General features: G+C 70.6%; 6 protein-coding genes. All 6 read left to right on the top strand.

Going from position 1 to position 18,637, the window contains the following annotated elements:
* Window positions 1–6 precede the first annotated feature (6 nt).
* Complete coding sequence (locus BJY18_RS06095) at window positions 7–4,587, top strand: non-ribosomal peptide synthetase (RefSeq protein ID WP_184778436.1); 4,581 nt, start codon at window positions 7–9, stop codon at window positions 4,585–4,587.
* Window positions 4,572–10,922: a non-ribosomal peptide synthetase gene (locus tag BJY18_RS06090; RefSeq protein WP_184778434.1), complete on the top strand. Its 6,351-nt coding sequence runs from the start codon at window positions 4,572–4,574 to the stop codon at window positions 10,920–10,922. The genes BJY18_RS06095 and BJY18_RS06090 overlap by 16 nt, the downstream gene beginning before the upstream one ends.
* Complete coding sequence (locus tag BJY18_RS06085) at window positions 10,919–14,770, top strand: non-ribosomal peptide synthetase (RefSeq protein WP_184778432.1); 3,852 nt, start codon at window positions 10,919–10,921, stop codon at window positions 14,768–14,770. Before BJY18_RS06090 ends, BJY18_RS06085 begins: the two co-directional genes overlap by 4 nt.
* Entirely contained in the window at window positions 14,767–15,924 is a 1,158-nt protein-coding gene (locus BJY18_RS06080; RefSeq protein ID WP_376774643.1) for a methyltransferase, read from the top strand. The genes BJY18_RS06085 and BJY18_RS06080 overlap by 4 nt, the downstream gene beginning before the upstream one ends.
* A 13-nt stretch (window positions 15,925–15,937) precedes the next feature.
* Window positions 15,938–16,705, top strand: a complete 768-nt coding sequence (locus tag BJY18_RS06075) for a thioesterase II family protein (RefSeq protein WP_184778428.1) — start codon at window positions 15,938–15,940, stop codon at window positions 16,703–16,705.
* 119 nt (window positions 16,706–16,824) lie between these two features.
* Window positions 16,825–18,606, top strand: coding sequence for a non-ribosomal peptide synthetase (locus BJY18_RS06070; protein ID WP_184778426.1), 1,782 nt, complete (start codon window positions 16,825–16,827; stop codon window positions 18,604–18,606).
* The last annotated feature ends 31 nt before the right edge of the window (window positions 18,607–18,637 follow it).

Genomic DNA, 18,637 nt, shown 5'->3' with positions numbered 1-18,637 from the left:
CGCTGGGTGCGCGAAACTCCGGAGGCCGTCGCGGTCGAACTCGGCCGGCGGAAGCTCACCTACCGTGAACTGGGCGCCGCCGCGAACCGGGTCGCGCGGGCCCTTGTCCAGGCAGGCGCGGCCGCGGAATCGGTCGTCGCGGTCGCAGCGGAACGCTCCCCCGACTGGGTCGCCGCGGTACTCGGCGTGGTCCAGGCCGGGGCGACCTACCTGCCGCTCGACGCGGACTACCCAGCACAACGCATCAGCTTCATCGTGTCCGATTCCGGCTGCGCAACGGTGTTGACGGACTGTGCGACCAAGGCGAAGCTGCCTGAACTGGCAGTGCCCATACAGGAGCTGCCTGTACAAGAGCTGCCCGAGCTTCGAGCCGGTGCTGTGCGGCTGCCCGAGATCAGGTCCGCGCAGTCGGCGTATGTCATCTACACCTCAGGTTCGACCGGGCAGCCGAAAGGCGTGGCGGTTACCCATTCCGGCATGGAGGCGCTCGTCGCGCAGGCACGCGGCCATCTTCGGATAGCGCCGGGCAGCCGGGTCCTGCAAGCCTCGTCGCCCGCGTTCGACACCTCGGTGTGGGAGCTGTTCGCCACGCTGCTGTCCGGCGCGACGCTGGTGCTGGCGAAGAAGGAGGAACTCGAGCCGGGCCGCCCGCTGGCCGGCACGATCGACCGGAACGGGGTGACCCATGTCGCGCTGACGCCCTCGGTCGTCGTCCCGCTGCGTCCGGAATGGGTACCGGGCCTGCGATGCCTGATCGTCGCCGGCGAGACGACCAACCCCGATCTCGTGGCGACCTGGGCGCCCGGACGCACGATGATCAACGCCTACGGTCCGTCGGAGACCACAGTCTGCGCCAGCATGAGCGGTCCGCTGGCCGTCACCGGGAAAATGCCCACGATCGGCCGTCCGGTCGAGAAGGCGTCGATTCAGGTGCTGGACGGACGGCTCGCTCAGGTCCCGCCCGGTTCGATCGGCGAGCTCTACGTCGCCGGACCGGCATTGGGACGCGGCTATCTGAGCCGCCCGAAGCTGACGGCGGAACGGTTCGTCGCGGATCCGTTCGGCGGTGCGGGCGAACGGATGTACCGCACCGGCGATCTGGCCTCGTGGACGGCGGGCGGCGAGCTGATGTTCCACGGCAGAGCCGATTCGCAGATCAAGATCCACGGCGTCCGGATCGAACCGCACGAGGTCGAGGCGGTGCTGACCGGCCATCCGGGGGTCGCGGACGCACTGGTGACTTCGCTCGACCTGCCGCGGGGCAAGCAACTCGTCGCCTATGTCGTGCCCGCCGCGGAGACCGGCCTCTCGACGAGCCGCGATTACGGGTCCATCGCGCTGGATTCAGAATTCGTGCACAGCGAATTGCGCCAGCTCGTCCTGAGCAGGCTTCCCGCCCCTTTTGTCCCCGCCTCTTTTGTCACGGTGGACCGGATACCACTCACGCTGAACGGCAAGCCGGACCTGTCCGCGCTTCCTCAGCCCGCGCCCCGCCGCACGGAGTACCGGGCGGCGCGCAATGAAATCGAAGAGAGCTTCGCCGCGCATTTCGCGGAAGTGCTCGGGTTAGGCCAGGTCGGCATCGACGACGACTTCTTCGCCATCGGCGGCGACAGCATCCAGTCGATTCAGGTCGTCTCCCGGGCAAGGCGGCACGGCGTCGAGGTCAGTGCCAGGGAGATCTTCGAGAAGCGAACGGCCGCGGCGCTCGCCGCTCTGGTGGCATCGCGATCGGCCTCCGGGGCCGCGCCTCGCCCGCCGGAACTCGAGCACGGCAGTGCGGGCTCGTTCCCGCTTCTGCCGGTCGCGCAATGGATCCGGGGCTGGGGAGCGGGCTTCGACCGGTTCCTGCAAGCGATGGTCGTGCAGTTGCCGGAGGGGATCGACAGCACGACGCTGACTGCGACATTGCGAGCTGTTCTCGAGCATCACGACATGTTTCGGATGCGTCTGACGGCCGACGAGATCGTCCTGGCGCCGCGGGGGACTGCGGAGCCTGCACTGGACCGGGTCGAGTGGACCGGCCAGTGGGGCGCTGAGTGGCAGGCCAGCGTGCGGCAGGAACTGGAACGGGTCGCGGCCGGACTGGACCCGGCTACCGGTGACGTCGCCCGGTTCGTCTGGTACGACGGCGACCCGGGAAGACTGCTGATCGCGTTGCACCACTTGGTGATCGATGGCGTGTCCTGGCGCATCCTGCTGGCCGACCTCGAGGACGCGTGGGCAGCCGTTCGCGAGGGACGCCGGCCCGAACTGCCGAAGGCCGGGACTTCACCAGGCGTCTGGGCGCGCGCCCTTGCCGAAGAAGCACGCAGTTCGCGGCGCGCGGCGGAGTTGCCGCTCTGGCAGTCGATCTTGGCGGGTCCGGCCTCGTCGCTCGGAACGCGGTCGCTGGATCCGGACGTCGATACGCTGGAAACCGTTGTCCGGACCTCGATTTCGTTGCCGGTGGCGGTCGCCGAGCCGCTGCTCACCGCGGTGCCGACGGCATTCCGTGCGGAGGTCATGGACGGCTTGACCGCCGGTCTGGCTCTCGCCTTGGCGAAGTGGCGAAGCGACAAGGGAATGGACGAAAGCTCTCTGCTGCTTCATGTCGAGGGGCATGGCCGGGAGGAGGAAGCTGTTCCCGGCGCGGAGCTGTCCCGGACCGTGGGTTGGTTCACCACGGTGTTTCCGATCCGGCTCGATCTCGCCGGAGCCGACCTCGAAGACGCATTCGACGGCGGTGCCGCAGCAGGCAAGGCAGTCAAGCTCACCAAGGAACTGTTCCGGTCGATTCCCGACAAGGGTCTCGGCTATGGATTGCTCAGGCATTTCAACCCCGACACCTCCGCCGAACTCGACGGCCAGCCTCTCGGCGAGATCTGCTTCAACTATCTGGGGCGCTTCGCGCCGACGGACTCCGGAGCCTGGAGCCAAGTCGAAGTGCCCGCGCTGACCGTGCTGGATGCCGCGCAGGACCCGAAAATGCCCGCTTCGGCGAGCCTGGAAGTCAGTGCGTTGCTCAAAGCCGGTCCGGAGGGGGAACGGCTGCAGGCTGTGCTGGCGGCGCCGAGCGGCCTGCTGTCCCAGGACGAGCTGACCGCACTGGCCGGTCTCCTGACGGCCGCGTGGACGGGGCTGGCCCGGCACGCGAGGGCGGCGGCCTCCTCGTTGACTCCGTCCGACGTGCCGCTGGCTCCGGTCGCGCAGGACGATCTGGACCAGTGGGCGCACGAACATCCGGGTCTCGTCGAGGTGTGGCCGCTGCTGCCGTTGCAGGCGGGGTTGCTGTTTCACAGCCTGCACAGCAATTCCGGCGCCGACGCCTATCAGATGCAGTACGTTTTGCGCCTGACGGGCGACCTCGACCCCGGCCGGATGCGGGCCGCGGCACAGGCGCTGCAGGACCGGCACGCCGGATTGCGGACGACCTTCGCCCCGGACAGCCGCGGCGAGCTGTTTCAGCTGGTGCTCGAGTCGGTGGCGCTGCCATGGGAAACGAGGGATCTGTCCGCCCTCGACGCGGCCGAAAGGGATCGGCTATTCGAGCGTTTCCTCGCGGAGGATCTGCGCGATCGGTTCGCTCTCGGCACGCCGCCGATGGTGCGAATGACCCTGATCCGGATGTCGGAAGGCGAATCCGAACTCGTCCTGACCGTGCATCACGCGATTCTCGACGGGTGGTCGGTGCCGGTTCTGGTGCGAGATCTCTTGCTGCTCTACGGTTCGGCGACTGCCGGACTGCCCAGGGCCGGAAATCAGCGGGATTTCCTGGCCTGGTACGCGAAACAGGACAAGATCGAGGCCGAACAAGCCTGGAAGCGCGAACTGGACGGCGCGCAGCCGACGCTGGTCGGCGACGCGGCGGGACGTCCCGGCGGCACCGACACCATCCGAAAGGCGCACGTGCCGCTCGACGCCGCCGACTCGCGTGCACTCGTCTCGGCCGCCGCTGATCTGGGCGTCACCGCCAATACTGTCTTCCAGGCCGCTTGGGGCATGCTGCTTTCGCAGTTGACCGGCCGTGCGGACATTATCTTCGGCGCGGCGGTTTCGGGCCGGTCGTCGCCGGTTCCCGGCATCGAAACAGTGGTGGGCATGCTGCTCAATACGGTCCCCGTGCGCGTGGACTGCTCCCCGGAGCGCACCGTCGGCGGTTTGATCGTCGCGCTGCAGGCTCGGCAGGCCGGATTGGTGAGTTATCAGCACCACGGGTTGAGCGAGCTTCAGCAACTGACTCGCAGGCGGACCTTGTTCGACACCATGGTTTCCTTTGAATCGTTCCCGCTCGATCGGGCCGGGATCGCGCAAGAGGGGGAAAGCGCCGGCGTCAGCGTGACCGGCATCCGTGCCTTCACGCCGAATCACTATCCGTTGTCGCTCGTGGTCTATGCGGATTCGGAGAGTCCGTTGCGCGCCATCGTGCACTACCAGAGCCACATTTTCTATGCCGACGCGGCGGCATCGATCGCGAGCCGGCTGGCCGCGATCCTTCAGCAGGTGGGGAGAGACGTCGCGAAAAAGGTCGGCGCCTTGCTGCTCGAAGGTGCTGCGGGAGACGCGAGTGCGGCTGACATCAGGAGGCTTGGATGGAACGCGAAGTGACAGGTTCGAACAGCGTCAATGCGGGCGCACCGCAGGACCTCAAGACCGCTTGGGAGCTGTTCGCGGAACAGGTCGCGGCACACCCTGAATCCATTGCTTTGGCCTGCCCCGGGGAGCAGGTCTCTTACCGCCGGTTGGCGGCCGACGCCGAAGGGCTGGCCGCCGAGCTGCTCCGGCGGGGCGCGGGCCCGGAGTCGATCGTCGCGCTGAGTTTCCCGCGTGGCCGCGCCCTGATCACGGCGATGCTCGCGGTGTGGCGCGCTGGAGCGGCGTACTTGCCGGTCGACCACACCTATCCGGCCGAGCGCATCGAGGCGGTGCTGAGCCAGGCCAGGCCCCGGCTGCTGGTGCGCGCCCGGGACATCGCGGTGCCCGGCTCGGAATTCGACTGGCTGCCGACCGTGGTCGTCGATGACCTGGCGGGCGGCGACCCGGCCGGCGAAGTCCCGGCCGTCCCGCCTTGCCTGCCCGCGCATCCCGCGTACGTGATCTATACCTCCGGCACGACCGGGGTGCCCAAGGGCGTGGTCGTCACCCATCAGGGCCTGGCGAACCTGGTCTTGTCGCATGTGGAGCCGCTGAAAGTCGACACTCGGTCCCAGGTGCTGCAGTTCGCGTCCACGAACTTCGACTCGCCCATGGCGGAGGTCGCGATGAGCCTGTTCGCCGGCGCGACCTTGGTGGTCGCCCCGGCGGAGCAACTCACGCCTGGCCCGGAGCTGGTCAAATTGGCCGCCCGCACCGGTACCACCCACTTGACGGTGCCGCCCTCCGCGCTGTCGGTCATGAAGGAGACCGAGCTCCCGTCGGTGACCACGCTCGTAGTCGTCGGCGACACGGTTACCGGCTCGACGGCGGAGCGCTGGGCACCCGGTCGCCTGATGATCAACGCGTACGGTCCGACGGAGAGCACGGTGTGCGCGACGATGAGCCGAGCGCTCGCCGGCGCGGAGCGGCCGCCGATCGGCAGCCCGATCGCCGGGACGACGGGGTACGTGCTCGACGATGCACTGCGCCCGGTTCCTCCCGGCACCGTCGGCGACCTCTACCTCGCGGGCACCGGCGTCGCCCGGGGCTACCTGCACCAGTTCGGTCTCACCGCGCAACGCTTCGTCGCGTGCCCCTTCGGGTCGCGCGGCGAGCGCATGTACCGAACCGGCGATCTCGCCCGCTGGCGCGACGACGGCCAGCTGGACTTCCTCGGCCGCACCGACGACCAGGTCAAGGTGCGCGGCTACCGGATCGAACCGAACGAGGTCGAGTCGGTGATCGGCAGCCACCCGGATGTGGTGCACGTCGCGGTCGCCGCGCACGAAGACCTGCTTGTCGCCTACGTCGTGCTCGCCCCGGACCGCGGGGACGCGAAGACGGTGAAAACCTTCGCCAAGAGCAGGCTGGAACCGCACCTGCTGCCGGATCGGTTCGTCGCGACGGACAAGCTTCCGCTGACCCCGTACGGAAAGATCGACCGCAAGGCCCTGCGCGCCCCGGCCGGCGAGTACGCGCCGAAGGGCGAGGCTCCGAGCACGTCGTCGGAGCGCGGGCTGTGCGAGGTGTTCGCCGAGGTGCTCGAGTTGCCGTCGGTGGGCGTCGACGACGATTTCTTCGACCTCGGCGGGCATTCGTTGCGCGCCACCAGGTTGATCATGCGCGCGCGGGCACGGCTGGGGCTGGAGATCACGATCCAGGACCTGTTCGATTGGCCGACGCCGGCGGGTTTGGCACGGTTGATCGACGGCGTCCCCGATCAACCGCCTCCGGGCCCAGAACCGGCGCCGTTGTCCTTCGGGCAGCGCCAATTGTGGTTCCACCACCGCTTCCACGGCCCCAGCCGGACTTACAACATCCCGCTGGCCTTGCACCTCGAAGGCAGGCTCGACGTCTCGGCGCTGCGATCCGCGATCCGCGATGTCGCCGACCGGCACGAAACACTCCGCACGATCGTGGCGGAAAGGGACGGCGATCCCTTCCAAGAGCTCGCCTCAGCCGAGCGAATCGAGTTCCGGCACCACGAAACAGCCGCGGCCGACCTCGACGCCCGGCTCGCGCACGCCGCCCGGCATCCGTTCGACCTGGAAGCCGAGCTGCCGCTGCGAGCGGAATTGTTCACGACTGGGCCGGAATCGCATACTCTGCTTCTTCTCCTGCACCATATCGCCGCCGACGGATGGTCCTTTCGCCCGCTTCTCGCCGACCTCGGCACGGCGTACGCCGCGCGCCTGGACGGCACTTCGCCGAAATGGGCGGAGCTTCCCCTTACCTATCGCGAATACACGCGTTGGCAAGCGGAGCGTCTCGGTGAGATGACCGATCCGCACAGCATCGCGCATCGCCAGCTGGACTACTGGCGTGACGCCCTTTCCGGAGCGCCCGCGCAGCTGGAATTGCCGGTGGACCGTTCGCGACCGGTGGTGCCGGCTTACGAGGGGGAGGTGCATTCCTTCGGAATCGACGCCGCCCTGCGCAAGCGGCTTCTCGCCCTGGCCAAGGACACCGGCACGACCCTGTTCATGGTGATGCAGGCGGGCCTCTCCGCATTGCTGACGCGGCTCGGCGCGGGCACTGACCTCCCGCTCGGCACTCCGATCGCCAGCCGCGCGGACGAACGGGCGGACGATCTGGTCGGGTTCTTCATGAACACGATCGTCCTGCGGACCGATACCGCCGGAAATCCGGAATTTCATGAACTGCTCGGCCGGGTCCGAAAGACCGGACTGGCCGCCTACGGGAATCAAGACCTGCCTTTCGAATTGCTCGTGGAACACCTCAGCCCGCATCGCTCCGGCACCTATCAGCCGCTGTTCAACGTGATGATCACGATGGACCGCGATGACGGCGCCGAAATCGATCTGCCGGGTCTGGCCGTGCGGTCGAGCTTCGTCCCTTTCGGAGTGTCGCGGTTCGACCTCTCGCTGTCGGTCACCGATCGGCCGCGCGGCGGACGCGGGGAGGGCGAGATCGAGTGCCATCTGGAATTCAACACCGCGATTTTCGAGAAGGAGACGATCGCCGCCTTCTCGTCCCGGCTCCTGGGCATCCTCGGGCAGGTGGCCGCCGGACCTGACATCGCGCTCGATGCCCTGGACGTGCTGACTCCGGGTGAACGGGCGGCCTTGACCGCGGCGGACCAGGCCGGTGCCGACCACGGCACGAGCGGCACTGTCGCGAGCGCATTCGAAGAGCGGGCAGCGGAAACGCCGGACGCCGTGGCTCTCGTCGCCGGTGCGCAACAGCGGACCTTCTCGGAGCTCAATGCCGCCGCGAACCGCCTCGCTCGCGTGCTGGCCGGTCATGGCGCCGGGCCGGAAACCGTGGTCGCCGTGCAGTTGCGCCGCGGTCTGGCGCTGGTCGAAACCCTGCTCGCGATCAGCAAAGCGGGCGCGGTCTATCTGCCGGTGGATCCGGACTATCCGGCCCATCGCGTCGCCAGCATGCTGAACGACGCGAAGCCGATCCTCGTCGTGCGCGACTCCTCGACGAGCACGCCGGCTCCAGGCGACTGCCCGGTACTGCTCGTCGAGGAGAATTCCGGAGACGTGCGGGCGGACAATGTCGCCGACGCTGAACGACGTTCGGCGCTGCGTCCGGACCACCCCGCGTATCTGATGTACACCTCCGGTTCGACCGGACGCCCCAAAGGGGTGCTGGTGCCGCATCGCGGCGTGCTCAACCTGCTCGCCGGGTCCCGGACCCAGCTGGGCCTGCTCGGGCCGGACACGGTCCTGCTCCACTCCACGTCGCCGAGTTTCGACACGTCGTACTGGGAAATCGTCGTCACGCTTCTCGCGGGCGGGCGGGTCGTCCTGTCGCCCGCGGGCGGCTGGAACGCGGGGCGCGACCTGGTGCCGCTGATCGCCGAGCATGCCGTCACGCACGTCCCGGTGCCGCCCTCCTTGCTCGCGGCTTTCCCGGCGGACGCCATCCCGGACGGCACGACGATCATCGTCGGCGGCGAGCCGTGCCCGCCGCGTCTCGTGCGGGAATGGAGCGGGCGGTGCCGGATGTTCAACGCCTACGGCCCGACCGAGGCGACGATCGCCGCGACGGCCGCGGGCCCGCTGACCGACGGCCCGCCGCCGATCGGCAAGCCGCTGCACGGCGTGCGGACCTATGTGCTCGATCAGCGGCTGCGCCCGGTGCCGACCGGCGTCGCCGCGGAGCTTTATCTCGCCGGCGCCGGTGTCGCCCGGGGCTACCGCGATCTTCCCGCCGCCACCGCGGAGCGGTTCGTGGCCGACCCGATCGGTCCCGCCGGCTCCCGTATGTACCGCACGGGCGACCTCGCGCGGCTGCGTCCGGACGGCGAGCTGGAGTTCGTGGGCCGGTCCGACGAGCAGGTCAAAGTCCGCGGCTACCGGGTCGAACTGGGCGAGGTCGAGGCGGTGCTTCAGGACTGCCCGGGCACGGCGGGTTCGGCCGCGACGGTGCACCGGGGCACAGGCGGCGCGCACCTTGTCGGCTACGTCGTTCCCGGTGCGGGCGAGGCACTGGACCCGGCCGCGATCCGCGCCTTCGCGGCGGATCGGCTGCCCGCCCACATGGTGCCCGGCACGGTACTGGTGATCGAGGCGATTCCGTTGTCTCCCAACGGGAAACTGGACCGAGCTCAGCTCCCTGAGCCGGATTTCGCGCAGCTGGCGGACGGGCGCGCGCCGCGGACCCCGCTGGAGGAGGCGCTGACCGGTCTCTTCTCGGATGTGCTCGGCGTGCCATCGCTGAGCATCGACGACAACTTCTTCGATCTCGGCGGGGACAGCATTGGCGCGATTCGCCTCAGCAGCCGCGCGCGCAAGGCGGGAGTGGAGTTCGCCCCGCGCGACGTCTTCCGGCACGGAACGGTCGCCGGACTCGCGCTGACGGCCAGGCAGGCGAGCGAAGAACCGCCCGCCGAGCCCGACGACGGCATCGGCGAACTGCCGCTCACCCCGGTCATGCACTGGCTTCGGGAGCTCGGAGGGTCCAGCGCGGGCTTTCACCAATCGATGCTCGTGGTGACGCCGTCCGGGCTCGGCCGGGACACGCTGGAGTCCGTGCTGCGGGTCGTCGTGGACACTCACGATGCCCTGCGGCTGCGGCGAACCGTCCGCGGCGCCGAATGGTCGCTCGAGGTCGAGCCGGCGGGAGTGCCGGTCGAGCTGCGCCGGGTGGAGGTCGCGGGACTGACCTCCGGCGCACTGGCCGATGTCGTCGCGGCCGAGTCCTCGCATGCGGTGCGGAAACTTGATCCCGACGCGGGCCGGGTCGTGGTTCCGGTCTGGTTCGATGCCGGCGAGACAGCGCAGGGACGCCTGTTCGTCGCGATACACCATCTCGCGGTCGACGGCGTGTCGTGGCGGGTTCTTCTGGACGACCTCGGCGACGCGGCCGCCGCGGCGGCCACGGGCCGGTCGCCGCTGCTGCTCCCGCCGCGAACGTCGTTCCGGCGTTGGGCGAAGACCCTGACCGCCGAGGCACGCCAACCGCGCCGAGTCGGCGAATTGCCGTACTGGCGGCAGGTTCTTTCGCATCCGGAACCCGCCGATCTCGTGCCGGTTCCCGGCCGGGACACCACGGCGACGACGGACCGGTTGACGGTCACGCTGGCCAGTGACCACACCGCGCGACTGCTCGCGGAGGTGCCGGCGAAGTTCCATTGCGGAATCGACGACCTGCTGCTCACCGCGCTGGTGCTCGCGGTCGCCCAGTGGCGAGGCGACTGTCCGGTCATCGACGTCGAAGGGCACGGCCGAACCGATCTGGCGGACGTCGACACCTCCCGCACAGTCGGCTGGTTCACCAGCGCGCACCCCGTGCACGCGGACCTCGGGGGCATCGACGCGGGCGCGGTGCGGCAGGGAGGCCCGGCGCTCGGCACCGCGATCAAACACGTGAAGCAACAGCTGCGCCGCACTCCGGGCGACGGCCTCGGTTACGGTTTGCTGCGGTACCTGAATCCGGAGACCGCGCCGCAGCTGGCCGGACGGCGGCCGCGGATCGCTTTCAACAATCTCGGCCGGTTCTCGCTGGGGCAGAACAAGGATTGGTCGACAGCCCCGGACGCCGGATCCTTCGGCGGCGGTGCCGGCCCCGAGCTGCCCCTCCAGCACGGGCTGGCCCTGGACACGATCGTCGAAGAGCGTCCGGAGGGGCCGCTGCTGCGCGCGACCTGGACCTGGCCCAGCGCGCTCGTGCCGGAAGCGACGGTCGGCGCCTTGGCCGGCTCGTGGCTCGCGGCTCTCGTCGCCATGGCCGCACTCGGGGACGACGCCGGCGGCTTCACTCCGTCCGATCTGGCTCTGGTCGAACTGGACCAATGCCAGATCGAACGCCTCGAGAACGCTTGGCGGCGGCCATGACGGCATCCGGGATCGCCGATGTGCTTCCGCTGTCCCCGTTGCAGGAGGGCCTCTTCTTCCACACCCTGTACAACGAAGACGGCCCCGACGTCTACGTCACCCAGCTCGTGGTGGAGCTGACCGGCAGACTGGACCGGGACGTGCTGCGCGCCGCGGTCAACGCGCTGCTGTCCCGGCATCGGCACGTCGGCGCCGCGTTCGTGGTGGAGCATGTCGAGCGCCCGGTGCAGATCGTCCCGCGCGAAGTCACGGTTCCGGTGCGCGAGGTCGACGTCGCCGATCAAGCGGAGCTGGCCGGACAGCTGGCCGCGGAAAGGGAATCCCGCTTCGTTCTGTCCGAGCCTCCGTTGCTGCGGCTGCTGCTCGCGCGGCTGGGCCCCGAGCGCAGCGAACTGGTGCTCACCGGTCACCACATCCTGCTGGACGGATGGTCGCTACCGGTCCTCGTGCGGGAACTGCTGCAGCTGTACCGGACCGCCGGAGACGTTTCCGGATTGCCCGCCGCCCTGCCGTACCGCGAATACCTGCGGTGGCTGGCGGGCCAGGACCGGGAGGCCGCGCGCGCGGCGTGGCAGGCGGAGCTGTCGGACCTGGACGAGCCGACGCTGGTGGGTTTGCCGCGGCACGCCCGGAACCAGCCCACGCTGCCCCGGCAGGCCGTCGCGGAACTGTCCGCGGGCACCACCGCGGCGCTGCTCCGCAGGGGACGCGCCCGCGGCGTGACCCTCGCCGATGTCGTGCAGGCCGCGTGGGGCATCGTGCTGGGCCGGTCGACCGGCCGGGACGATGTGGTCTTCGGCACGGTGACGACGGGGCGGCCGCCGGACCTGCCGGACGTCGAGCAGATGGTCGGGCTGTTCGTCAACACCGTCCCGGTCCGGCTTCGCCTGCGCTCGGACGCGCCGGCGTGGGCCGTCGCGCGGACGGTGCGGGACCGCCAGCTCGAGATGACGCCGTTCCAGCATATGCCGCTCGCCGAGATCCAGGCCCGCGCCGGGCTGGACGAATTGTTCGACACGATCGTCGTGTTCGAGAACTATCCGGTCGAGCCGCTGGACGCCGAGGACTTCGGCGGCGTCCGGGTCGCCGGGGTGCGCGGGCTGGACGCCTCGCATTACCCGCTGATGCTGGCCGCGATCCCCGGCGAACGGCTGCGGCTGCGGCTGGACTATCAGGCGGACGCGGTCGGCCGGGACGCCGCGGAGACGATGCTCGCCGCGCTCGAATCGGTTTTCGAGACCCTCGCGGCGGATCCCGGCCGCCCGCTCGGCAGCCTCGACCCGCTGGGACCGCGGTCGCGAACGTGGCTGGAGACGGGCAACGCGACGGGGCGGGACCTCCCGGCCGCCACTGTCGCCGAGCTGATCGAGGATCGCCGCGCCCGCCATCCGGACCGCGTCGCGGTGCTCGCCGGACCGCTGGAGCTGACCTATGCCGAGGTGAACGCGCGGGCGAATCAGCTGGCCCGGTTGCTGGTGGCCCGCGGGGCCGGTCCCGAGCGGACCGTCGCACTGGCGCTGAGCCGGTCGGCGGATCTGGTGGTGGCGCTGATCGCCGTGCTCAAAGCCGGCGCGGCCTACCTGCCGGTCGACACCGCTTACCCGGCCGAACGGATCGCTTACCTGATCGGGGACGCCCGGCCGGTGCTCGTGCTGACCGACGCGGACGGGATCCCGGCGACCGAGGCGCCGGTGGTGGACCTGCGGGACGTCGTGCTGACCGGGTTCCCCGCCGGCAACCTCGCGCCCGCCGAACTGCCGGGCGGTCGCACCGCGGAGTCGGCCGCGTCGGTTCTCTACACGTCCGGCTCGACCGGCCTGCCCAAGGCGGTGATCGGCACTCAGGGCGGGCTGGTCAACCAGGTGTCGTGGTACCGCGATCTGCGTCCGTCCGACGGCGACGGCGTCGTGTGCGCGCGGACCTCGATCAGCTTCGTCGACGGCCCGCTTGAGCTGCTTCGCCCGCTGGCGCACGGCGGACGCGTCGTACTGGTCGACGAGGAGACGGCGCGGGACATGGCGGCGCTGGCGGACCTGATCGCGGCGAGCCGGTCGAGCGTCCTCACCGCGGTGCCCACGGTGTTGCTGGCGTTGCTGGACGAGGCGGGCGGAGACCACCGGCTGGCGACGCTGCGCCTGGTGGGCAGCAGCGGCGAGCCCATGCCCGCGGAGTTGCCCGCTCGGCTCGCGGCCGCGAGCCCCGATGCCAGGCTGGTCAACCTTTACGGCTGCACGGAGGTCAGCGGCGACAGCCTGTTCGTCTTCTGCACCGAAGACGACCGGCCGGTCGGCCGTCCGCTGTGGAACACCCGGGCGTACGTGCTGGACGGGGCTCTGCGGCCGGTGCCGATCGGGGTGGCCGGAGACCTCTACCACAGCGGGATCGGCGTCGGCCGGGGCTACGCGGAACGGCCGGGAGCGACTGCCGCGCGGTTTGTCGCGGATCCGTTCGGCCCGCCGGGCGAGCGGATGTACCGGACCGGGGACCGGGTCCGGCGGCGCCGGGACGGCGCGCTGGAGCATCTGGGGCGGGCGGACGATCAGCTCAAGGTGCGGGGCGTGCGGATCGAGCCGGGCGAGGTCGAGGCCGCGCTGGCGCGTCATCCCGGCGTCGAGCGCGCGGCGGTCGCGGTGCGCGCCCGGCCCGGTGCCGGACCGGCGCTGGTCGGGTACATCGTCGGCACCGCGAAAGCGGCGGGCCTGCGCGCGCACGCCGCCGAAGTGCTGCCCCGCGCGTTGGTGCCGAGCGACTTCGTCTCCCTCGACCGGCTGCCCACGACGCCGAACGGGAAACTCGACCGACGCGCTCTGCCGGTGCCGGAAGCCTCACCGGAAGCGTCGCCGCCCGCTACTCCCGCCGAGCAGGTGATCTGCGAATTGTTCGCCGAAGTGCTCCAGCTCCCGTCGGTCGGCACGCAGGACGACTTCTTCGCGCTGGGCGGCCATTCACTGCTGGCCACCCGGTTCGTAGCCCGTGTGCGAACAGTGCTCGGCTACCGGCCGACAGTACGGATGTTGTTCGCCGCGCCGACTCCCGCCGCATTCGCCGCGCGGCTGGGAACCGCTGCCGCGGAAGGGTCCCTCGACGTGCTGCTCCCGCTGCGAGCCGGCGTCGGGAGGCCGCTGTTCTGCCTGCCTCCGGCCAGTGGATTCAGCTGGTGCTACGCGGGTCTGCTCCGCTACCTCCCCGTCGACCGGCCGATGTACGGGCTTCAGGCCCGTGGCCTGACCGACCCCGGCCGGATCGACGCGACGATCGAAGACGTGGCCGCCGACTATCTCGCGCAGATCCGTGCTGTGCAGCCGAAAGGACCGTACGACCTGCTGGGCTGGTCGCTCGGCGGCCAGTTGGCCCATGCCGTCGCCGTCGGGCTGCGCGGACTGGGGGAGGAGGTGTCGCTGGTGGCGATGCTGGACTCCTATCCACCCGGACAAATTCCGCTCGGCGAACCGGCGGCCCCGGATCAGGGCCTGCGGGCGCTTCTCGTCGAATACTTCGGTCTCGACGCGGTGCCCGAAGGGCCGCTTCGGCCGGCGGCGGTCGCGGAGATGCTGCGAGCACGCGGGATCGCGGATCTCAGCGAAACGCTCCTGTCGGCGATGAGCGAAGTGCTCACGGCGAGCGTTTCGCTGGCGCGGTCGCACCGGCCGGAAATGTTCGACGGCGACGTCTTGTTCTTTCGCGCCGCACAGGGATGGCCCGGCGCCCCGCCCGATCCGCAGGCGTGGCGCACCCTTGTGTCCGGCCGGATCGAGGTGCACGACGTGCGGGCAGCGCACGGAGCGATGACGAAACCCGCGTCGCTGGCCCAGATCGGCCAGGTGCTGCGCACCCGGCTCGGCCGATGAACGCCGGAAGCGAACCGGTTCCCGGTCCCGTGCCGGGAAGAGCAGAGGAATTGTCGATGAGTTACCGAAGGAATGGCTTTTCCGGTGTTCGGCCCTTGGTGGACCCGTCCCCGCTCGAGGACCGGGGCGGGGGAGGGCCGGAGATCGGAGCCGCGCACCGGGTGTACGAACACTTGATTTCGCTCTGGGCTCCTGGCGTGATCGAGGCGGCGCACGACCTGGGCGTGTTCGTCGAGCTCGCCGGGGAGCCGCGTTCCGGAGCCGAACTCGCGCGGGCCCTCGACGCGGATCCGCGGGCGATGTCGGTCTTGCTCGACGCGCTGTGCGCCTACGACCTGCTCGTGGAGGACGGGAACGCGCGCTACGCGCTGCCCGCCGAACTCCGGGAATGCCTGCTCCCGGACGGATTGTTCAGCCTGGTCGGGAAAATCGAATACGACCGGACCCTCGCTTGGCGCGCGTGGCGGAACCTCGCCGATACGGTGCGCGCGGGCACCCGCGTCGAAGACGGCTCCGATGCGCCGAACCAGATCGGCGAAACCGAATACCGGTCGCTGGTGCACGGCATCAACTTCTGGGCGCCGCCGATCGTGAACGTGCTCGCCGGAGCGCTCGCCGAGCGCGGCTGGACGCCCCGGCGGCCCGTGTCGCTGGTCGATGTCGGCTGCGGCAGCGGCATCTACAGCCACCTGCTGCTCCGCCGGTTTCCGGCGCTCACCGCGACCGGGATCGACGTTCGGCGGATCATGCCGCTGGCGCTCGCCCAGGCGGACCGGCTGGGGGTCGCGGACCGTTTCCGGCCTGCGGTGATGGACTTCTGGTCGGAAGACTGGGGCCTCGGCTACGACCTCGCGCTGTTCGTCAACATCTTCCACCTCCAGACCCCGGCCTCGGCTGAAGAACTGTTGCGCAGGGCGGCAAAGTCGCTGGCAGGCGGCGGCCTGGTCGCCGTTGTCGACCAGATCGTCACCGGCGACGCGCACTCCGCCCAGAACCGGTTCTCCCGGCTGTTCGCCGCGTCGATGCTGGCCACCGGCGGCGGCGGGGCGTACCGGACGGAGGACTACGACCGCTGGCTCGACGGCGCCGGGCTGACCAGGGTGGCGCTGCTGGACACCCCCATGCATCGCGTCCTGCTCGCCGGGCCGCGGTAGCCGGAGGATGACCATGGAAACCGGAGAACCGTTCGGCCCGTTGCTGTGGCGTTACGGCAGCGGAAACCCGGAACGCACGTTCGTGCTGGCGCCGTACGCCGGGGGCAGCAGCTTCGGCTTCGCCGAGTGGGTGCCCCCGCTGGTCGGGCCGGACGAGGCCGCGCTCGTGCTCCGGTACCCGGAACCGCGGTCCGGGGAGGACAGCGCGCTCGCCGCGTTCGCCGCGGAGGCCGCCGAAGCGGTGGCCGAGGCCGCGACGGGACCGCTGGTGCTGCTCGGGCACAGCATGGGCGCGCTGGTCGCCTATGAGATGGCTGTCCGCCTCGGCCGCCGGTCCCGGTCGCCGCTGCTGCTGGTGGTGTCGGCCAGCCGGCCGCCCGGCCAGCCGGCGATCACCGAGGCGGAGGTGCTGGGCAGGACCGGCGAGCAGTGGCGCGCAGAGGTGCTCGCGCAGGGAATTGTCGACGAGGAAATGCTCGATTCCCCGCGAGTGCTGGATTTCGTGGTGTCCCGGCTGCGCGCGAACTGCTTGCTGGCGGCGCGGTACCGGCCGAGTGCCGAACGGGTTTCGTGCCCGCTGCTGGCGATCGGCGGAGACGCTGACGCCTTGGCGCCTCCTGAGCTGCTTGCCCGCTGGGCCGCGCACACCTCGCGCGACTTCCTGTCGAAAACCTATTCCGGCGGCCATTTCTACTACCGGGACCAGTTGCCGTCGGTCTGCCGGGAAGTCTTGGCCGCGGCCGGATCGGGCGCTGCCCGGAGAACGGAGCGACCGTCTTGACAATCGAGGGCGAGAATCAGAAGGCTGGAGATCGCACGATTTATTCGGCCGGCGGCGGCGAATCATTTCGGCGGGCCGGCGACGCGCGTTCCGTGCCTCCGAAGAACGGGGTTGCCGCGATGGCGGAGCACGATCTGTGCATTCATGAGCTGGTGGCGGAGGCAGCGGCCCGGAATCCCGATTCGGCCGCGGTGGTCGCGGGCGAGACCGTGCTGAGCTACCGGCGGCTCGACCGGGCCGCCGCCGTGCTCGCCGGGGACCTGCGCGCACTCGGCGTCGGTCCCGAGACGGTCGTCGGCGTGCACGCCCGCAGATCGCCCGCCCTGGTCGTCGGGGCGCTGGCCGCGCTCAAGGCAGGCGGCGCGTACGCCCCGATGGACCCGGACGGCCCGGCGACCCGGGCGCTCGGCCGGAATTGGGGCGCGATCCTGACCGAACGCGAGTCGGCCGCGCGGTTCACCGGTAGCGGCCTGCCAGTGCTGGATCTCGACGAGAACCGCGACGACCGGACCCCGGCTGGGCTTCCGGGCCCCGCGGCCGCCCCCAGGAACCTGGCCTACGTCATCTACACCTCCGGGTCCACCGGGTGGCCCAAAGGCGTCGCCGTCGAGCACCGCTCGATCGTCAACTCCACCCGCGCGCGGCTGGCCGCATATCCGCCGTACCGCAGGTTTCTCCTGTTGTCGTCGGTGGCGTTCGACAGCGCCGTCGCCGGGGTTTTCGGCACGCTGGCCGGCGGCGGGACGCTCTACCTGCCGCCGACAGGAACCGAAAGCGACGCACGGGCGCTCGTCCGCCAGATCGCCGACCACCGCATCGACACGGTGCTGGCGCTGCCGTCCCTGTTCGATCTCGTGCTCGAAGCCGCGGGCCCGGACGAGGTGGCCTCCCTGCGGACAGTCGTCCTGGCAGGCGAAAGCTGCCCGCCCGCACTCGTTCGCCGGGCGCGGCAACGGGTTCCGGACGCGCGGCTGGCGAACGAATACGGTCCGGCGGAAGGCACCGTGTGGAGCACCGCCTGGCACGCGCCGTCCGGTGTGCTGCCCGAACTCGACACCGTGCCGATCGGCCGCTCGATCCCCGGCGTGCGAGTGAGCGTGCTCGACGAGTCCGGCCGTCCGGCGCCCGCGGGCGAGATCTACCTCGCCGGTGCCGGGCTGGCGCGCGGATATCTGGGCAGGCCGGGCGAGACGGCGGCGGCGTTCGTCGCGGACCCCGACGGCGTTCCGGGCGCGCGAAGGTACCGGACCGGCGACCGCGGCCGGTGGCGCCCCGATGGCGAACTGGAGTTCCTCGGCCGGACGGACCGCCAGCTGAAGATCAGCGGCTACCGGGTGGAGCCCGGGGAAGTCGAGGCGGCGCTCCTGGAGTTCCCGGGCCTCCGGCAAGCGGCGGTCGTCGAATCCCCGCGCGCCCCGGGCCGCGCGCTCGCGGCCTGCGTCGCGCCGTCCGGGACCGACCTGCCGGCCTTGCGGGACTTCCTCGCCGGCCGGCTGCCCGCGTACCTGGTCCCGCCGGACGTCCGGCCGGTGCGAGCGCTCCCGGTCAACCCGAACGGAAAGGCCGACTACGCGGCGGTGCGAGCGCTCCTCGCGACGCCGGTGCCCGCCGCGGTGGAACCGCCGCGCGGCGCGGTGGAACAGGCGGTCGCGCGAGTGTGGTGCGACGTGCTCGGCCTGCCGGACGTCAGCCGCTCGGCGGGCTTCGCGGACCTGGGGCGCTCGATCGACGCGATGCGCATTTCCTTGCGCCTGTCCCGGATCTTCGGCGTCGAGGTGCCGCTGCTGTGGGTGTACGAGGCCGCGAGCGTGGCGACTCTGGCCGCCTGGCTTTCCCGCACCGCCCCGGACGCCGGCGTCGCCGCGGAGAAGCGGCTCGCACTCGACCCGCCCACCCCATGAGGGACGAACAAACGACACGAGGGACGCACAT

It is taken from the genome of Amycolatopsis jiangsuensis (assembly GCF_014204865.1).
GTDB lineage: Bacteria > Actinomycetota > Actinomycetes > Mycobacteriales > Pseudonocardiaceae > Amycolatopsis > Amycolatopsis jiangsuensis.
This window is presented reverse-complemented; position numbering and strand designations above follow the sequence as displayed.